This is a genomic window from Muricauda sp. SCSIO 64092, from assembly GCF_023016285.1.
Taxonomy (GTDB): Bacteria; Bacteroidota; Bacteroidia; order Flavobacteriales; family Flavobacteriaceae; genus Croceivirga.
On the sequence record NZ_CP095413.1, the window covers coordinates 4968431 to 4986280 of the forward strand.

Annotated in this window: 16 protein-coding genes; 3 read left to right on the top strand and 13 right to left on the bottom strand. The window is 42.7% G+C overall.

Going from position 1 to position 17850, the window contains the following annotated elements; all coding sequences use genetic code 11:
- Nucleotides 1–3 precede the first annotated feature (3 nt).
- The 8 genes from L0P88_RS20590 to L0P88_RS20625 form a co-directional block, all read right to left on the bottom strand.
- Nucleotides 4–330: a hypothetical protein gene (locus L0P88_RS20590; RefSeq protein WP_247131763.1), complete on the bottom strand. Its 327-nt coding sequence runs from the start codon at nucleotides 328–330 to the stop codon at nucleotides 4–6.
- Between the two features lie 2 nt (nucleotides 331–332).
- Nucleotides 333–1589: a dihydroorotase gene (locus L0P88_RS20595; RefSeq protein ID WP_247131764.1), complete on the bottom strand. Its 1257-nt coding sequence runs from the start codon at nucleotides 1587–1589 to the stop codon at nucleotides 333–335.
- Complete coding sequence (locus L0P88_RS20600) at nucleotides 1586–3508, bottom strand: BatA domain-containing protein (protein ID WP_247131765.1); 1923 nt, start codon at nucleotides 3506–3508, stop codon at nucleotides 1586–1588. Before L0P88_RS20600 ends, L0P88_RS20595 begins: the two co-directional genes overlap by 4 nt.
- 80 nt (nucleotides 3509–3588) lie before the next feature.
- The gene (locus L0P88_RS20605; RefSeq protein WP_247134910.1) at nucleotides 3589–4584 is read right to left on the bottom strand and encodes a glycosyltransferase family 2 protein; all 996 of its coding nucleotides are present in this window, start codon (nucleotides 4582–4584) and stop codon (nucleotides 3589–3591) included.
- 75 nt (nucleotides 4585–4659) lie between these two features.
- Complete coding sequence (locus L0P88_RS20610; protein ID WP_247131766.1) at nucleotides 4660–5355, bottom strand: SGNH/GDSL hydrolase family protein; 696 nt, start codon at nucleotides 5353–5355, stop codon at nucleotides 4660–4662.
- A gap of 379 nt (nucleotides 5356–5734) precedes the next feature.
- Nucleotides 5735–6367 (bottom strand): chloramphenicol acetyltransferase, encoded by a 633-nt coding sequence (locus tag L0P88_RS20615; RefSeq protein WP_247131767.1) that lies wholly within the window; start codon nucleotides 6365–6367, stop codon nucleotides 5735–5737.
- Nucleotides 6364–6942 (bottom strand): hypothetical protein, encoded by a 579-nt coding sequence (locus L0P88_RS20620; protein ID WP_247131768.1) that lies wholly within the window; start codon nucleotides 6940–6942, stop codon nucleotides 6364–6366. Before L0P88_RS20620 ends, L0P88_RS20615 begins: the two co-directional genes overlap by 4 nt.
- Nucleotides 6943–6946: 4 nt before the next feature.
- Entirely contained in the window at nucleotides 6947–8434 is a 1488-nt protein-coding gene (locus tag L0P88_RS20625) for a S10 family peptidase (protein WP_247131769.1), read from the bottom strand.
- Nucleotides 8435–8545: 111 nt separating this feature from the next.
- Here L0P88_RS20625 and L0P88_RS20630 point away from each other — a divergent pair, with 111 nt between their 5' ends.
- Entirely contained in the window at nucleotides 8546–9682 is a 1137-nt protein-coding gene (locus L0P88_RS20630) for a Gfo/Idh/MocA family protein (RefSeq protein ID WP_247131770.1), read from the top strand.
- A 208-nt stretch (nucleotides 9683–9890) separates the two neighbouring features.
- Here the strand turns inward: L0P88_RS20630 and L0P88_RS20635 are convergent, their stop codons facing one another.
- Entirely contained in the window at nucleotides 9891–10622 is a 732-nt protein-coding gene (locus L0P88_RS20635; protein WP_247131771.1) for an ankyrin repeat domain-containing protein, read from the bottom strand.
- A 92-nt stretch (nucleotides 10623–10714) separates the two neighbouring features.
- Entirely contained in the window at nucleotides 10715–11686 is a 972-nt protein-coding gene (locus tag L0P88_RS20640; RefSeq protein ID WP_247131772.1) for a hypothetical protein, read from the bottom strand.
- Between the two features lie 567 nt (nucleotides 11687–12253).
- On the opposite strand from L0P88_RS20640, the gene L0P88_RS20645 reads away from it, so the two are divergent.
- The gene (locus L0P88_RS20645; protein ID WP_247131773.1) at nucleotides 12254–13855 is read left to right on the top strand and encodes a PhoX family protein; all 1602 of its coding nucleotides are present in this window, start codon (nucleotides 12254–12256) and stop codon (nucleotides 13853–13855) included.
- A gap of 78 nt (nucleotides 13856–13933) precedes the next feature.
- Nucleotides 13934–15763: a cytochrome-c peroxidase gene (locus L0P88_RS20650; protein WP_247131774.1), complete on the top strand. Its 1830-nt coding sequence runs from the start codon at nucleotides 13934–13936 to the stop codon at nucleotides 15761–15763.
- Here L0P88_RS20650 and L0P88_RS20655 read toward each other — a convergent pair.
- From L0P88_RS20655 to L0P88_RS20665, 3 genes are read right to left on the bottom strand one after another with little or no spacing between them, the layout of a single operon-like run.
- Complete coding sequence (locus L0P88_RS20655) at nucleotides 15760–16524, bottom strand: TIGR02757 family protein (protein ID WP_247131775.1); 765 nt, start codon at nucleotides 16522–16524, stop codon at nucleotides 15760–15762. The two genes, L0P88_RS20650 and L0P88_RS20655, sit on opposite strands and share 4 nt — an antisense overlap.
- Nucleotides 16521–17081, bottom strand: a complete 561-nt coding sequence (locus tag L0P88_RS20660) for a CPBP family intramembrane glutamic endopeptidase (RefSeq protein ID WP_247131776.1) — start codon at nucleotides 17079–17081, stop codon at nucleotides 16521–16523. Before L0P88_RS20660 ends, L0P88_RS20655 begins: the two co-directional genes overlap by 4 nt.
- The gene (locus tag L0P88_RS20665; protein ID WP_158777486.1) at nucleotides 17078–17740 is read right to left on the bottom strand and encodes an ABC transporter ATP-binding protein; all 663 of its coding nucleotides are present in this window, start codon (nucleotides 17738–17740) and stop codon (nucleotides 17078–17080) included. The genes L0P88_RS20660 and L0P88_RS20665 overlap by 4 nt, the downstream gene beginning before the upstream one ends.
- Nucleotides 17741–17850: the final 110 nt, after the last annotated feature.

The following is a 17850-nucleotide window of genomic DNA, read 5'->3' on the forward strand; positions in this document are numbered from 1 at the left end:
CACTCATTGGATGAATGTAAACCATTTTTGAAATGAATCACCCAAAATGGGCAAGGGTTTTTTCTTTCCGTTTATGGCATGGATAAAACCGAATCCCCAGATGAGCAGATAAACCAAAAACAGTAGTATGGCCGCCCAGGCCATCCCCAGGTAGCTCAAGGCAATGGCCAAAACGTGATAAAGGACATGGATGCCAAAAGCCTGCCGAATATGGAATCTTGAAAATGGGTTTTTGGGTTCTAAGTTCATGGTAATGGCAATCAAACATCCCACAATTGTCAAATATGCTATTATGGCCACAGTTTTTCCCTCCTTAGCAGTTTTGTCCATGTTTATGCCAGGTTTATTTTCCCATTATTGACCACCCCATAGACATGGCCTTTGAGCTGCTGTCCAAGAAAGGCACTATTTTTTGAGGTTGAATGGATATGTTCGTTGCCGAAAACAATATTCCCATCGGGATTGAACAAGCTGAGGTTGGCCGGCGCCCCCTTTTCCATTTGCGGGGTTTCCAGTCCAAAACGGTCCCTGCCCCTGGTGAGTATTTCCACAGCGCTTTCCATCCCAAAAATGGAATTCAGTGCCCCAAATGCACTTTCCAGTCCTATGGTTCCGTAGGCAGCATTATCAAATTCCACTCGTTTTCCCTCAATATCCAAAGGGGTGTGGTCCGTGGTGACAAAGTCAATGGTACCCTTTAAAAGTGCCTTCTGCAATGTCTTAGTGTCTTTTGATGTGCGTAGGGGGGGCATTACCTTATAGTTGGAATCAAAATCCTCCAGCAAGGAATCCGTGAGTGCCAAGTTGTGAAGTGCTACACTACAGCTAACGTCCAAGCCTTTTTTCTTTGCCTCGGCAATCAATTGCACCGAACCTTCCGTGGAAATTGTAGGAATGTGCAGTTTTCCCCCGGTATATTCCAAAATATATAGATCCCTTGCAATTTGAAGTTCTTCGGCAAGCGCGGGAATCCCTTTTAGTCCCAGTCTTGTGGAAACGGTTCCCTCATTGGCAACCCCCTTGCCTTTTACCATCTTATCCAGGGGATAGGAGAAGACCAGGCCTTGAAAATTCTGGGCATATTGCAGGGCAATTTTCATGAGATTGGCATTGGTAATAGGGGACTTAAAATCATAAAAGGCCACTGCGCCGGCTTGGTGCATGTCGTACAGTTCGGCCAAAGCCTCACCTTTGCCATTGGCAGTTACGTTTCCCAGGGGATAAAGAACGGTACTCTTCTTTGCGCTCCGTTCCTTCAAAAACACAATGTCCGGGCTTGTATCGGGTTTTGGATTGGTATTGGTATTCAATAGAATTTCGGTGAACCCACTTTTTGAAGCAACATCAAGCCCATTGGCAAGAGTTTCCCGCTCCTCAAATCCAGGTTCTCCGAAAGCCACACCAGAATCGAACCATCCCAGCGATACATGAAGGTTTTTCCGTTCGATAAGCCTTAGGTTCCCATTCATGGAAATCTTTGCATTGATCGATTCAATTTTTCCATTTCTAATATGGATATCCCTTTTTTTAAGATGGAGGTTTTTGTGGCCTGGAGCTACTATTGTGGCAGATTTTAAAAGTACATTCATGGAAACAGTTTTTGAATCAATAGTTCCAACACCGCAAAGAGCAAGGCAAAAATAACAAACCATTTCCAATAGTCCGTAATGGAAGTATCTTCTTGTAATGTCCTAAAAAGCTCGGAAATACTGGAATGGACCGTTGCAGTGCCAAAATCAGTGGCAGCAAGGTAGTTGAGTTTGCTTTCACTCCTTGGGAAATTGAAGCTCAGGTTTTGAAGTGTATCATTGTTCCTTAAAACCACATAGGTTCCATCTTTTGAAGGATTTTCTTCAAAAGTTAACCGAACTTTATTGAAAAATGACTGCTGTAATGGGATGAATTCCACTTCCCCCTTGCCCAATTTTAAGATATTGTCCTGTTCCAACCTATGGTTTACATCCACGCTTTGTTTTTGCCCAATGGTTTGGTACAGGGCAGCATTTTTTAGACTTTGTTCCCCAATATTAAAGAAAGTGGGTACCACCAAGGGTGAATTAATGAAATTGGAGTTTTCCGCATGCAATGAAGCTGTAAATACATAGCAGTTTTGCGATGTGATCAGGAAAGGGGAACCATCCTGGAAGGAAAGGGCCACCGAACCATTGGAAAGGGTCCTATAAAAGGATTTGACTTCAGGGTAGTCAAAATTGGTTACCCTTTTCTCGAATACGTTTTCATATAGTGGATGTTGAAAGGCTATTTTCGTTATTTTTTTTGCACTAACTACGGAATTCTCCAATGTAATAGGGGTTATCTGCCTTAGAAAAGGATTGTAAGTAGTAACATCCATGGCTTTGGCAGAAGGAATTATGACAAGGGAACCTCCATTTTTGGAAAAATCCAGAAGCACTGTCTCCAAACTGTTGGGAATGGTCTGCAATCCGTTTAGGATAATGGTATTTTGAGACTCCAACAAACTATAATTTAGGTTGTTAAGGTCGAATTTCAAAAAATCGAAATCGCTCTTCGGAAAGACTCTTTCCAAAAAAGAGGCCTCCTCTTCAGAAATCGCTAAAATTTTGGGTTTGCTGCGTTCATTGATGGTAAAATGAAACTGGTTATCGTAGGTAAGGACTTGATCCTCAATTACGGCCCTTCCTTTAATGGACTTACCGTTTTCAAGGGAAAGAACGCTGGTCGTCCGTTCGGAACCCTCTCCTTTTACAGCGGTTTTGGCTATTAAGCGGTCATCGTCATAGAGGGAAATGGGGACGGTTTCATTATTTTCCAATCCAACAACCTGTACGTTCAATGATATTTGATTTCCATCTACTTGTCCCAAAAAAAGGGAATCGATATAAATGTTGTTTCTTTTAACGGGAAGTGTTTGGACAATATGGAGGTTTTCAATATCCAGGACATCGTTTGCAGTGGCCATTCTTTCCTGTAGATCGGATATGATCAACAACTCCTTAATGCTTTTATCGTCCTGGGTAAAAAGGGATTTTGCTTTTAGAACAATTTGGTCCAACCGCAACTGCTTGGCGGAAGTCTCCAAGGAAAGCAAATTATTTTGTATCTGCTTTATGGTGACATTTTGAAAGGTTTGTTCGTTGGTGAAAAGGGTGAAATTAGTGGTTTCGGGAATGATCTGTATCAAGTCCTGAATGGATTTTCCCAACAAGGCCATACCGTCCTTCTTGACCTGCATACTAAAGGAATTGTCCAAATAAATCACGGTTTCCCTTTTGGTCAGTGCATCCAACTTTGAGGAAAAGGGTTGGGCAAAGGCGATAATTAAAAAAGCAAGCAAGAATAGGCGTGTAAACAGCAAAAGCCACTTTTTGAGATTTTGACTTTTTCGGGATTCCGAAACCACCCTTTGTAGCATGGCAACATTGGTGAAGGGCGTCTTCTTAAAGCGGCGGAGCTGTAAAAGATGAATCAGGATGGGGATGAGCAGTAGAAGTAAGGCCCAAAGAATTTCTGGATGTTTGAACTGCATTCCAAGTTTTAAAGTTCAAATATAAGGTTTTGCCCTATCTGAACTGGCAAAGCAATGTTAATGGAAAGCCAATCTTATCCCTAACAGAAGAAAAAGAAATCCTTCATGGATTCTTGTCCCAGCTCCTTTAGGTATTTCCTTATTTCAATCTGGGCTTGCCCATTGGCAACGGTAATAATACTTTGGGGTCTATTCAAGGTTTTTAGTACATCAAAATGCTTTAATTCCTTCCCGTATATCTTTTTATCAATTTTATTGGGATTATCACAGAGCCAAGTGAATTGGATATGGTTTTCCAATAGTCTTTTTGCAATGGTTTTTCCTTTGAAACCTGCGCCCCAAATCACCAATGGTCTGGTGGAATCATGTTCCAGTTTTAAAAAGTAATGGATTTTTATATCCAAAAAATAGTTTTGGGCGTAGTGTTCATGGGTTCTTGAAGTGCGGGTGTCATAATCCCGCCAAAGATGGAGTACCTGGGCACAGGGAATAACTTTCAACCCTTTTTCATAAAATCGAAAGGTAAGGTCGTAATCTTCGGGATATCTATTGGGCAAAAAGCCCTCACTGGCTTCAAAGTCATTTCGATGGGCCATCCAACAAGGGGAGGGGATAACACATTCCTTATAGATTTCCGAATAGTTGCTTCCATTGGCGGTCAATTGGTTCAACCACCGTTCATAGCGATGGTAACCATCGCTGATGCCGCTTTGGGAAAAATAATGGACCTGTCCAACGGCCAAATGCCCTGGACCATATTTCCGCAGCGCTTTTACCATTACTTCCAGTCTGTTGGGTTTCATGATATCATCGGAGTCCATTCGCGTAATGAATTCCCCACGGACATGGGAATACGCCGTTTGCAGTGCGGGTATGATCCCTGCACCCTTGTTTTGAAACAATCGAATCCTCTTATCCTTGATTGCATATTGGGAAACCAATGCATTACTATGGTCCCAAGAACCATCATTTACTGCCAGAACTTCCCATTTCGCGTAGGTTTGACCTAGAATGGAATCGAAGCATTCTGGTAAAAAAGGGGCGGTGTTCTTAAAGGGAATGATGATACTTACCAAAACCAATTACTACTGTATGGGAATATAAAAGTAAGAAATGGTCGCTCTTTGATCCATGGGCCGTTAGGGCTTTTGTTATTCCTGCAGCACCTTACCAATGGCCTTTTCCACCAGTTTTTCCATTACCGCATGTCCTTCTTTGGTAAGATGGACTTCATCCGTGGTATAGACCGCAGGTAAACCATTGCGATCATCGACCATTGCCGAAAAGTAATCCAAATAAGGAACCTTGTGTTCCGTGCTCATTTGTCTGAGCATTTCGTTCAACTTCGGAATTTTAATATTTGGGGCTTTGCCCGGGCGCCAAGGATAATCGTAGGCCGGCAGCACCGAACAAACGATCGGAATAATATGGTTTGCCTTGGCCAGTTCTACCATGGAAAGCATATTGTCCCGTATTTGTTCCAATGTAATTGGGCCCGTATTTTCCGCAATATCATTGGTGCCAGCTAAAATGACTACAATTTTTGGGTTGAGGTCAATGACGTCCTGCCGAAACCGAAGCAGCATTTGTGGGGTGGTCTGCCCGCCAATACCACGATTTACATAGGGCTTGCCTTCAAAGAATTTGGGATTTGCCTGCAACCAGCCTTCCGTTATACTGTTCCCCATAAAGACCACGCGATTATTTTGGGAGTTATGAAGTTCCAATGCCGAATTTTCGTTTTGATACTTTTTTAAATTGGCCCAGTCCTGTGCAATAGCAGTATTTTTCTGAAAAAAGCCCAATAGAAGGGATGCAGTTACCATTACGAATTTTAATTTGGTCATGATTGCCTTTTCCCTAAATGTAAAGATTATTGGCTAAAAAGCCGCCATAGCACTAACAGAAGAAAAATTGTTATTCCAAAGGCTATCCACCCCTTCCTTTTGAGCCTTTTATTATATAGGCGCATTTGTGCCCTGACCTTAATAACATCGTCCTTTGTAGATTTTTTAAATTGAAGCTCTGTTACTGAAGATTTTCCATAAACGTCCCTATTGGTCTTTCGATTTCTCCTTTGGGAACGTAAAAGGGCCCTATTGTTTTCCGTAACATTTTTAGCGTGTTGTGCAAACCCTCCACCTCCCATAATCATAAATTTGTAATATGAGTAGTGAAAAGAAGAGTTTTGTTACAAATAATTTAATGAAAACACAGTATTGTAATCTATATTTTAACAGAATCAAGGTATTCTTGAAAATTATTAAAATAAGCGCCCATGTATCTTCCATCCACCAGCCCATGGTGCGCCTGCACGGACAAGGGCATCAACGTCCTACCATTTTGTTCAAAGAACTTGCCCCAGGAGATCCGGGGGACGCTATCATGGGGATGATAACTCATGGCATGTTGTAAGCCGGTAAAACTGACCCACGGAATGGCGGACATAAAAAGATAGTCGTCCCTGTCGGGTTCATCCTCAACGGAAGGGCTCGTCCTCATGCGTTGTTGTACTTGATTCGCTTCTTGGATAAAAGCGTTAAGTTCTGGCTGGTACCTTACCGTACAAAAACTAAAAACATCCGTTCCATCCGTTGGAACGGTAAAAGAGGGATGGACAAGTTCATGTTCCACCACTTCATCCTTTCGTATCCTCCATCGAAACTCTTTGATTCCATTGGCCGTTTTGGAAAGTTCATGCACTAAGGTAAGGGTCAAGGGCAGATTGTTGGCTTTGACCCACCGCAAGAATGTGGTAATATCCACATTGGCGGTAAGATTGAAATGGGGATGGTTCATCCCATGAAAAAATTCAAAATGTTTTTTCCTATGGGGATTTTCAAAAACTATTTTCTTCATTGTTTTTTTGGAGGCGAAATCATAATATGTGCCCTATGGGTGCCCGGGTCCATAATCCATGCATGTCCGGGCGGGGTAGGAGTAGTGGGTAAACCTGTGGATTCCCCGGTGGCAAAAGGAATATAGAACACATAGCGAAGGTAGGGGTTCTCAATTTCCTTGGTGTCGGGGTTCACTTCACCTGTAAATACACAAAGGGTGGCCTTGTCGGGCATCTTAAGCTTACCTGATTTCACTTCATTCTCACGAATGTCAAAAATCTCCTGGAACTCCTTGCCCTGGGCCTTTAACTCCCGTCCCCTGGCCATAAAAGGGTCCAAATCCTTATGATAGGCAGCAGTGGAGAATTTGTCATTTTTGGGATCATCCGCCAGGGCAATGTAGTCATTGGAACCTTCCCTTAGGGTCGTAAAGTTTCCATTGGAATCATACCCATACACCATGGCTCCGTCCTGATAATCCTTTGGCACGGCCAGCAAAGCTGTTTTTATTTGCCATTCTTTTGGGGGAACTTCCTGGCTTTGTGTGGTTATAATTACACAAAGTAAACTGATTGTTAGCGCTATTCTTTTCATGGTTTTAATATTTTGCAGATTCACCTTTGATCATGGTTCGTAGAATAAAGGCCCTTAAATCTTCATTGGCTTTTTGTAGATCTTCGCGCCTTAGGTACATCATATGGCCGGAACGATACCCTTTAAATTCAAACCGGTCTTTCATTCGCCCACTGGGATCTACCTGCCACATGGTGTATTTGGCATTGAAGTAGGTGGTGGCACCATCGTAATAACCGGACTGTACCAGAACGTTCAAATACGGATTCTGTGCCATGGCCTGTCTTAGGTTATCCCTCGTATTGTCGTTTTCGTTGTTCCATGGCCTTACGGGACCAAACATATTGTATTTAATATCCGTTTTAAATTTTAACTCCTCTTGGAGATAGTAATTGATGGCAGGGGTAAAACTGTGTAACCATGAGGTGATTTCGGAGTTGTAATCCGGACGCATACCGATCAATTTTTTGTCGATACCCCTATATCGGCTATCCAATCTTCCAACCGTATATCCCCCACGCTCTTTCATTAGGTTTTTCCAAAAGAAAGCGGTAGGTACATCGAGATTTTGATCTAAAATATCCTTCTCCTTTAATCCCGAATAAAATGCCATTTTTTTGGCAACTGCATTTCGTTCGGAATCGGAAATGAATCCTCCCTTGGCAATCGCAGGAATCAAAGTGTTTATGGTATATTCCTCGGATTCCGGAAGGATTTCCAACAGGTCCTTGCTTTGTAGTTCGGCAGGTAATGCCTTATGGTGCCATGCTGCTGCCGTATAATACGGAAGGTTCAACGCACTGGAAACGGGACCACCCACGCGAATCACCTTATAATCGGCTGGCGAAACCATAATAACCCCATTCAAATACATCCATTGTTGGTTTTGGAGGGCCAAGGAGAGTCCCATAACACGGGTTCCACCATAGCTCTCACCTATGATATACTTAGGGGAACGCCAGCGGTTATTTCGGGTGACAAAGGTGTTCATCCATTCCGCCAAATATTTTACATCGGCATTGATGCCAAAAAACACATCCCTATCCACTTCCTCACCCGTTTCGGGAATAGTTCTGGAATAACCTGTATTTGCTGGGTTTATAAATACAATATCCGTCACATCCAAAACGGAATACGGATTTTCCTTTACCCCATACGGTTGAACGGGGTATCCTTCATCATCAATTTTTAAAATCCGGGGCCCGGTATAGGCCAGGTGCATCCAAACGGAACCTGAACCAGGGCCTCCATTGAACGAAAACAATAAAGGGCGTTCCTCCTTGTTTTTTACATTGTTTCGGGTGTAGTACGTGTAATGTAATGCAGCAATTGGTTTTCCCATTTTGTCCCAAACAGGTTGTGTGCCCGTGGTAGCTGTGTAAGAAAAGGAAGTTCCGTTTACCGTAACACTGTGTTGCGTGGTAACCGTGGTATCTATTGGTAATTTCCGTTCTTGGGCAACAACGAGACTAGTTATGGAAAGGATACAAAAATAGAGTAGCTTTTTTTTCATTTTCGTTTTGAATTGGTCTCTGTTAAAAATAGGGATTTTGGATAAGAATAAGCTAAAGTTTGTGTTGGAAGGGAAACTATTCTTTAACTTGAAAACGAAACGAATGGAACAATGAAAGCGTTAAGTCGAAGAAAATTCACAAAGACCCTGTCCAGAGGAGTTGGAGCAACCACATTAATGGCAAATGTGCCTTTGGCCTGTGCCATGTCAGGTTCCAATCAAAAGAAGAAACTGGGTATAGCATTGGTGGGTCTTGGCAGTTATAGCACCTATCAGTTGGCACCAGCTTTGATGGACACCGAACATTGTTATTTGGCAGGGATAGTGACCGGTACCCCGGCCAAGGCGAAAACATGGGCCAGTAGGTACAATATTCCCAAGGGCAATATTTTCAACTATGGCAATTTTGATGCGATCAAGGAGAATAGGGAAATTGATGTGGTCTATGTTGTACTTCCCAATTCCATGCATGCGGAATTCTCCATCCGGGCGGCAAAAGCAGGTAAACATGTAATTTGCGAGAAACCCATGGCCATGGACGTAAAGGAGTGTAATGAAATCATTAAAGCGTGCAAAGATGCCGGGGTAAAACTGGGAATGGGCTACCGCTTGCATTCCGAACCGTATACGCAAGAAGTGAAGCGCTTTGTAAAGGAGAAAACCTTCGGCGAAGTCCTTTATGTATCTGCAGATGCGGCCTATCGGTCTACGTCCAACCCCAATCAATGGCGTTTGGATAGAAAATTGTCCGGTGGTGGTGCCCTGGTCAATATGGGTGTTTATGCCATACAGAGCGCTATCTATGGCACTGGGCAAAATCCTATTTCCGTCCAGGCACAGGAGTACAGCACCCGTCCTGAATATTTTAAGGATACCGATGAAACCATAACGGCCCAATTTGAGTTTCCCAGTGGGGCAGTGGCCAATATGATGACCTCCCATAACGTGATAGCCAACCGACTTTACGCCACGTGTGAGAACGGGTGGTTTGAATTGGACCCTGCAAGTACCTATATTCCATTGGCCGGAAGGACTTCACGAGGGGAATTGGACTTTAAACAGGAAAGTCAACAAAAACTACAAATGGATGATTTTGCCAAGCATATTCTTTACGATGCCCCCAATTTGGCCCCCGGGGAAATGGGAAAACGGGATATGATGATCGTGGAGGCCATTTATAAGTCGATACAGGAGGGTGGTAAGAAGCAATTATTGGATTTTGAGCCCGGTTATGGCTTCGGGAGTTGAAAAAGACAGTTGAAAACCATCACCGAGTGCTACTTAAATAGTTTCATACAGGATGTGGTTTTCCCGGGAAAGCCAGTAATTTGGTTCCATTACATCTCGTTACTATTGGCAATATGCGCAGTTGCTGAACCCACCTGGTTTTCGACCTCGCTAATTCATACCCACATGCTCGATTTGGACATTCATTTTTAGCGTTTGTCCCGTTTCGTCATTTTTCGGGCAAATAATCACCCAGTAAATTCCAGTCCATGCTGTTTCCCCATCCTTGTCCATGGTCACTTGTATTTTTTACTTTATGGCCATCTCCAATGGTATGTTCACCGAAACTTAGCAAAGAGAGTATAGTGCCGGGGCGCAGATGTTCGCTGGCCCAACTCAGGGGAGAATCCCCATTTGCATCTTTTTCCGTTTTGTCCGCGCCATTTTCAATAAGAAAGCTAATCGTTCGTTCATCAGCATAGGCCGCTGCCCGATGTAAGGGTGTTTCTCCCTTGGTTCTTACGTCGCGCATAAAAGCACCCGTTTCCACACCGGGAAGGGTTTTGGCATTGACATTCGCTCCCTTTTCCACCAGTAATTTGACCACATAATAGTAATAGGGCCTACCGGCCTTGGTTAGGGCGTTATGCAACGGTGTTTCATTGGTCTTGTCAATAATGGCATTAACATCAGCTCCATGGTTTATCAAAAAGTCACAAACCTTCCAGTGTCCGAAAAATGCGGCATTTCCCAATTCCTCATTTAAATCAATACTTTCGAGTGTTCCGCCATATTCCAAAACTGCTTTCAAGGCGGTAGTATCATTATAATAGACAAGCCATTGCATCGGTTTTACCGGACCATTATGAAGCAATTCTTTCCAATTGTCCTTTTTGAAGAGCTGAAAAATATAATCTGTTCGTCCCCTGCTAATGAACTCGATAATCCTTTTAACTTCCATATCGTATTGGATTCGGATAATTCCGTACTACGGACAAAATGGTTTTGATTTTCAATACCTTAGCTGTCATTACTTGCACAAAACATTAAGTTTCATGCCTTTTTGAACCTATCCTCAAAGTCCAAATTGTTTTTGATCCAAATAAGGATAGGTGGTATGCACATACTAAGGTAAGAAATGTCAAATTGGTGATTGAAAAGGGTCGTATGCCAACCAACTTGCACAATTGTAAAGATCATTCCAATAAAGGGTATCATAAAAATGATCAAGGCACTATAGAAAATAAGGTCATTATGTTTTTTTGTAAGCCAGGGAATATAAAAAGTAGTCAATAACAACAGGTAAGCGATAAAAGGGGCTTTGTTTGTTTGAAGGGAGATTGGATTGAGATTTCTCAACGTATCCCAATTAGGAACGGATAAAAGTGTCGGGAGACAAATGATGAGGCCCATTAGTGCCATTGATAGCACTATTTTAATTTTAATCCCCATTTTACTTTGCCAAAAATCCCGCAGAAATAAAATGACCAATGGAATAACAACGACCGCTCTTGTCAATACAAAAAATGAGATCAGCGCTCCCCATACCATAGGTTTCTTAAACAAATCCCCATGGTATATTTTCTTCCAGTATTCAATAAAAAGAAAAACAAGAAAAAGATTACTGACCAAATCACTTTTTGCAAGGATTTCCCAAATCAAAGCTGGAGAGGAAAGGTAAAGAAACAGCATAAAAAAGGACGTTTTTTCTGCGCTACATGTTTTGAACAGGAAAAAGGAAAACACTATAAAGACAAATACTTGTAAATACCCGACATCGCCTAGCATATAGAATGGTAGGCCCAGGAACCCCAAGGCTGGAAAATTAGAGCTCATCTGGCCTAAATGGTCTTTTCGGGAATAGGGGTATTTACCTTCAGTTATTCCTTGAACCGTTAACTCCAGGGCGGACCATCTATCCACATTGAGACTGTCCCCATCTATGCTCAGGACAACAAGGGTACATACAACGGAAAATACTCCAACGATTGTCCAGTATAAAATGACCAGTGTCGATTTTTTCAAAGGTGGAATAGCCGTTTTTCTAAGAAAAAAAATCGTACACCCAATGAAACTTGTATATATCAAAGGAGGGATCAAGGGTAAGGAAAAGCCCAGTCCTTTTCCATATTTATAGGTGAAAAGAGCATTAATGAAAATATAGATACTAACGAGAATGATACCTTGGGCCTTGCTCATTTTTTTAAAATAGGTGCTTGTTTTTTATAGTCCTTCCAGTGGCGTTGTCGGAAACAAAAGGGTCCCGCGCATACTTTAGGAGCATAAATTGTGTAAATCCCAATACCCAAAAAATTGAATAGTAATAGATGGACCTAACAAGAAATAAGTGGACCTATAGGCCAGCTTTATGTTGTTTTTGATATAAAAATCCCCTATGTTTCTTAGGAACAGGCTATTAGTTTTTTCCTGGCATTTAGCCCTTATCAAGACCAATTCTAAGTATTAACATTCTATTAAAAGCTTAACTTTTATTTCATCAACTCTTGACAGTATCACCACGACTACTTAACCTTTCCAGCTGCTTGCTAAAAGTATTTTTGGGGCATACGAAAACCTAAAAAGCTTTAAATCATGAAATTGAAAAAAAATGCATTCTTATTGTTTACACTGGCATCCCTCACGGTCACTTTTTCCAGTTGTGATGGTGAAGATGGTAGGGATGGCCGTGACGGTGTTGACGGTGTAGATGGAACCGACGGTCAGGACGGACAGGATGGTGGGGATTTCACCGTTTCCGAGTTGGTACCTCTTGAAAGTTCCGTGGTACCCAATGAGGTATTTGAACTTAAAGGCAGTTTTGCAAGTAGCGCCGATTTGCAGATGATATTGTCCTCTGCAGACATTTTGCCGTCAGATTCCACTTTTGTTTACGGTTCCTATATGGACGGAGCCGCGTTGTATCCCAATGAAGATGGAACCTATGCCTTTATAAACAATCTGGAATCCGATTATTCCATTGCCCGTATAAGAATGAACAAAGACCTTCAGCCATTGGAAGGTGATTATATAGTAAATGCTACCGCTACGGCTTTTACTGCGCAGTGTTCAGGTTCTGCAATTACTCCGGAAGAACATGGTTTTGGCCCATTATACCTTTCTGGGGGAGAGTGGGGCGGTAATGCCAAAGGGGTTTATCGCATTAATCCATTTCGGAATGCCGAAGATAGGGTAGAAGCGGAAAGACTACCTGCATTGGGGGAATGGTCCACTGAAAATGCCGTTGTGGTTGGCAAAGATGCATATCCTGGAAGTACAGTTGTTTTTATGGGTGATGATGACAGCAATAACTCCTATCCAGAAGCCCACTTTGCCATGTACGTTGGTAGCTTGGGTGATTTACATGGTGGCGATCTTTATGTTTTAAGGGGGAAGGATACCACTGAAACCGCTATTGGTGGTGGTGGCCTAAAATTTGAAATGGGAATGGTGGAAGATACCACTTATGATGTGGAATGGGTACCGGTAACGGAACGTACCATTGATGAATTGAATCAAGAAGCCATAGATTCCGTTGCTATTGGTTTTCAAAGAATTGAGGATATTGATTGGCAAAGAGGTTCAGCAGCGAACAATAGAAATGTTTATTTCAACGCCACTGGAAGGTATCGACCCGAGAATCCGGATTTGGCCAACAGGGGAACTACCTTTGGAAGGGTCTATAAATTAGAGTTAAATCCCGATGATCCAACGGGTGATGCCAAGCTCACTGTTGTGGTGGATGGTGATCGCGAAGGAGGTATCGGTGATGGAATGCATTCTCCGGATAATATTTTGGTGACCGAAAACTATGTGTACATTCAGGAAGACCCTAATGGGTACCAGGACTTGAACACGGATATTCAGGGATATGCCAAACTATGGCAGTACAACATCAACACCGGCGCTTTGGAAGAAGTTTTGGAATGCAATCAAATTGCCGCTTCGCAATTGGGCTTTGGTACGGAAACAAGATACTGGGAAATCACAGGTTTGATCGATGTTACGGATATTATCGGTGCCACCGAATCTACTTTTCTTGGAGGTGCCCAGGTTCACGGGTGGAATTTCAATACCACCCCCGAAACAGCGGTTAGGGCAGATGGCTCAAAATTTGTCGATCCCACGGCAATTGATGAAAGTCTAAGTAGATTGGAAGGTTCCTTCCTTTTTAAATTGACTGGACTTCCTAGATAATTGGAATTATATAAAAGTATTTTCAAAGGGTTCCCAACCATATGTTGGGAGCCCTTCACTCGTTAACCCCTGTTTTGCATGAAAATGAAAATGAAACCGTTGTCCTATTATTTGGTCATCCTTTTTTTACTACCATCCTGTCAGGAAAAAACCTTCGAAAAGGTAACCAGTACCGAGGAACCTTCCAGGTTCAACGAAGCCGTAAGGCAATACTATTTTAAAACCTTGGACAGTGCTTCCTTCCATATCCAACAAATGGACACTTTACATAGCCTAACGGAAAATCAGGATGCATTCCTGAAAAGTAGAAAATGGTACAAGCGTGTGGAACCTATGCTTATAGCTTATGACCACGAAAATTACCTCTCCATGAATGCGCCCAATTTGTTGAAGGTAGAGATCGATGATTATACCGATATAAAAATACGTAAGCCGAAGAGTTACCAAGTTTTGGAAGAAATGCTATTTGGGGGGGATGCCATTTCAAACAGGGAGTTACACAACGTACTGGTATACCTTCAGTCCCGTATTCCTTACATCAGAAAGCACCATAATATTTACAGGCAATTGGATAGGCACCATTTAAAGATGATCAGGGATGCCATTGTCAATGTAGCGACAAAGGGTATTACGGGTTTCGATTCCCCAATGCTATCCAATTCCCTCACAGAAGCCATTGATAATTACATGACCCTAAAAGAAATCCTTGAAATCTACAGGGAAGCTTTTCGGGATAACGGTTTATACCAGGAATGGATGACGGAATTGGATGCTGCGATGACCACCCTGGAAAAAGGGGATTTTGAAACTTTTGATCGCTACACTTTTATTAAAGAGCATACCCACACCCAACTTCAATTGGTCAATGCCACTGCTATGGATTGGCAGGTCGATTTAAATACATCACGGCCTTTGAACCCTAAGGCCGACAATCTTTTTGACAAGGATTTTTTTAATATAAAAATGTTTGCTTTGCCCAATTCCCCACCCATTGGTGAAGAGCGGGTAGCCTTGGGAAGGGCATTGTTCAATGATAACGCATTGTCCAATGAAGGATTGATGAGTTGTGCCACCTGCCACCTTAAGGAAAAGGCCTTTACGGATGGCCAGCCAAAAGCATTGGGAAATAATGGAAAGCCCTTACAGCGCAATACGCCAACGCTTTCCTATGCCGTATATCAAAAAACGTTTTTCTATGATGGAAGTGGGGATGATCTGGAGGCGCAGATCGTAAGTGTTGCCAATAACGAAAATGAATTCCATATGGATTTGAACAGGATGGAAGAGCAGGTAAAAGCGAACGCAACGTACCAATCGGCATTCGATTCGTTGTACCGCGATGGCGTCACGAATCAAAATGTGCGAAATGCCATTGCCACATACATTCGGAGTTTGGCCCCTTTCGATTCCAAGTTTGACCGAAATATGCAGGGAAAGGAAGAAAGCTTGACGCAAGAGGAAGTCCTGGGGTTTAATTTATTTATGGGCAAGGCCGCTTGCGCCACATGTCATTTTCCACCGGCTTTTAATGGAACGGTTCCACCAAAATACCAGGAGACCGAGTTTGAGAACCTGGGGCTGCCCAAGAATGCCAGCTTTACCCATCCCGTTCTGGATGAAGATTTGGGACAATACTTTCCCTATAAGGTGGAAGAGAAGAAATCGTTTTTCAAAACATCAACGGTAAGGAACATTGCCCTTACCGGACCTTACATGCATAACGGGGTCTACAAGACTTTGGAAGAGGTAATGCAATTTTACAATGTGGGCGGTGGCCAGGGAATGGGATTGGACGTGCCCTACCAGACCTTACCTCCCGATTCCCTGGACTTAACGGACAGGGAGACCCAAGCCATCATTGCCTTTATGCGTACCTTGACGGATCAGGAATTTGAAACTATGGATTAAAATTTTTCGAAAACCCCCAATCCAAAAAGGGCAAAATCGTATTTAACGGGATCGATAGGACTCAATTGGCGAAGACTATGGTCCAACTCCATAACGGCTTTTGCATCGTTTTGTTTCCGTTTTAATAGCTTTAGTTTTCTCGCCACGTTTCCCGAGTGTACGTCCAGGGGACAGGATAACTGGTTTGTGGATAGGGATTGCCATAGACCAAAATCCACACCTTTGGCAGCGGGACGTACCATCCAGCGCAAAAACATATTTATTCGTTTGGCAGCGGAGCCCGAATCAGGATTGGATACATGTTTTTGGGTACGTTTGGAATGCGGCAATTCAAAAAACAACGCCTTAAATCTTGCTATTGCCGGTTGCAGCGTGTGTGGTTCCTGATGTTTGGAAAAAATAGGTTCCAGCCCGCCGTGATTTTTATATATTGATTTAAGTGCGGTAGTGAAAAAACGTAAATCCATCCCGTTAAAAGTCCTATGGACAAAGTCATCCAAACGCCCCAAGTCCGATGCTTCATGGTTGCGGATAAAATCGTGAGGGGAGTTGTCCATAAGTTCCATCATCCGCGTGGCACTTTTAATAATGCTCATACGGTTGCCCCATGCAATGGTGGCCGTCAAAAATGCGCTGATTTCGATATCTTCCTTTTTGGTGTACCGATGCGGGATTTGAATGGGGTCCGATTCCAGAAACTTTGGATGCTCGTACTGTTCCGCCTTGGCATCTAAAAAGGTTTTAAGCTCGTACTTTTTCAATTTGCAGATGGATTTAGAAGTGCAACCAATACAAAGGGTCCAAGCAAAATTAAATTGAACAGGGCATGAAAAAGCATTGCATGGCCCAAACCCATCCTAACCCTTATGTAGCTTAAAAAAATACCGGTAATCAGTTGGGGCAAAAATAGGAGTGGGGCAAACCATAGTGCATTTTGATACCCCTCAAAATTAAAAAGATGGATGAGTCCAAATAGAAAAATGGAGGTATAAAGGGCCGAGGCAAAATAAGTCGATTTTTTAAATAAGATCAGGGGACCCCTAAAAAGGGATTCTTCCAAAACAGGGGCCAACACTGCGGCCATGGCCAAAATTACCAAAGGATGATAGTGCCCAAACAATCGCTCCATTCCATGTGTGCCGACATCTACGCCCAAGGCTTCCCTTATTATTTCTATTATGAACCCTACCCCTATGGCAATGGCAATGTTCCAACCCAAAAGGTTTAAAAAGACCCGTCTTTGTAAAGTGCGGGGATAGGTATACGTTTGATATTTGGGCCTAAGAAAAAATGCCCAAACCTTTTTCAGTAGGTTCATACAACCATTTTTCCATCTACCATTGTCAATTTTCTGTCCGCCATATTGGCCAAGTCCTGATTGTGGGTCACAATAACAAAGGTTTGTCCAAATTCTTCCCTAAGCTTAAAGAAAAGGTGGTGCAGGTTGTCGGCACTTTCGGAGTCCAAATTTCCACTGGGTTCATCCGCCAAAACTACGGAAGGCCCATTGATCAAAGACCGTGCTACGGCAACACGTTGTTGTTCGCCACCGGATAATGCACTGGGTTTATGGTCATGCCGTTTTTCCAATCCCAAAAATCCCAATAGTTCCTTTGCTTTTTTCTCGGATTCCTGTCTGTTCGTTTTTTTGATGAAGGCCGGGATACAGACATTTTCCAGTGCGGTGAATTCGGGAAGTAGTTGGTGGAACTGAAAGATAAAACCGATGTGTTCGTTCCTAAATTTGGCCAAATCCTTGGCATTGAGATTATTAACGTCAATGCCATTGATTTGGATGGAGCTGTCCCCTGGATTGGAGGCCATGTCCAAGGTGCCCAAAATCTGAAGTAGGGTGGTTTTACCTGCTCCCGAAGCTCCGACAATGGAAACAATTTCACTTTTTTCTATCGTTAGGTCCACACCTTTTAAGACCTCCAAGTTTCCGTAGGATTTATGAATGTTTTTTGCGTATATCATGCCGGAATTCATCGGTGTGAAAGTAAGGAATCCCCATGTAGCGAACAACAAAAGATACTATAAGGTTATTGCTATTTTTGCGACTATTAAGCAAAAGTTAAATGTACGGT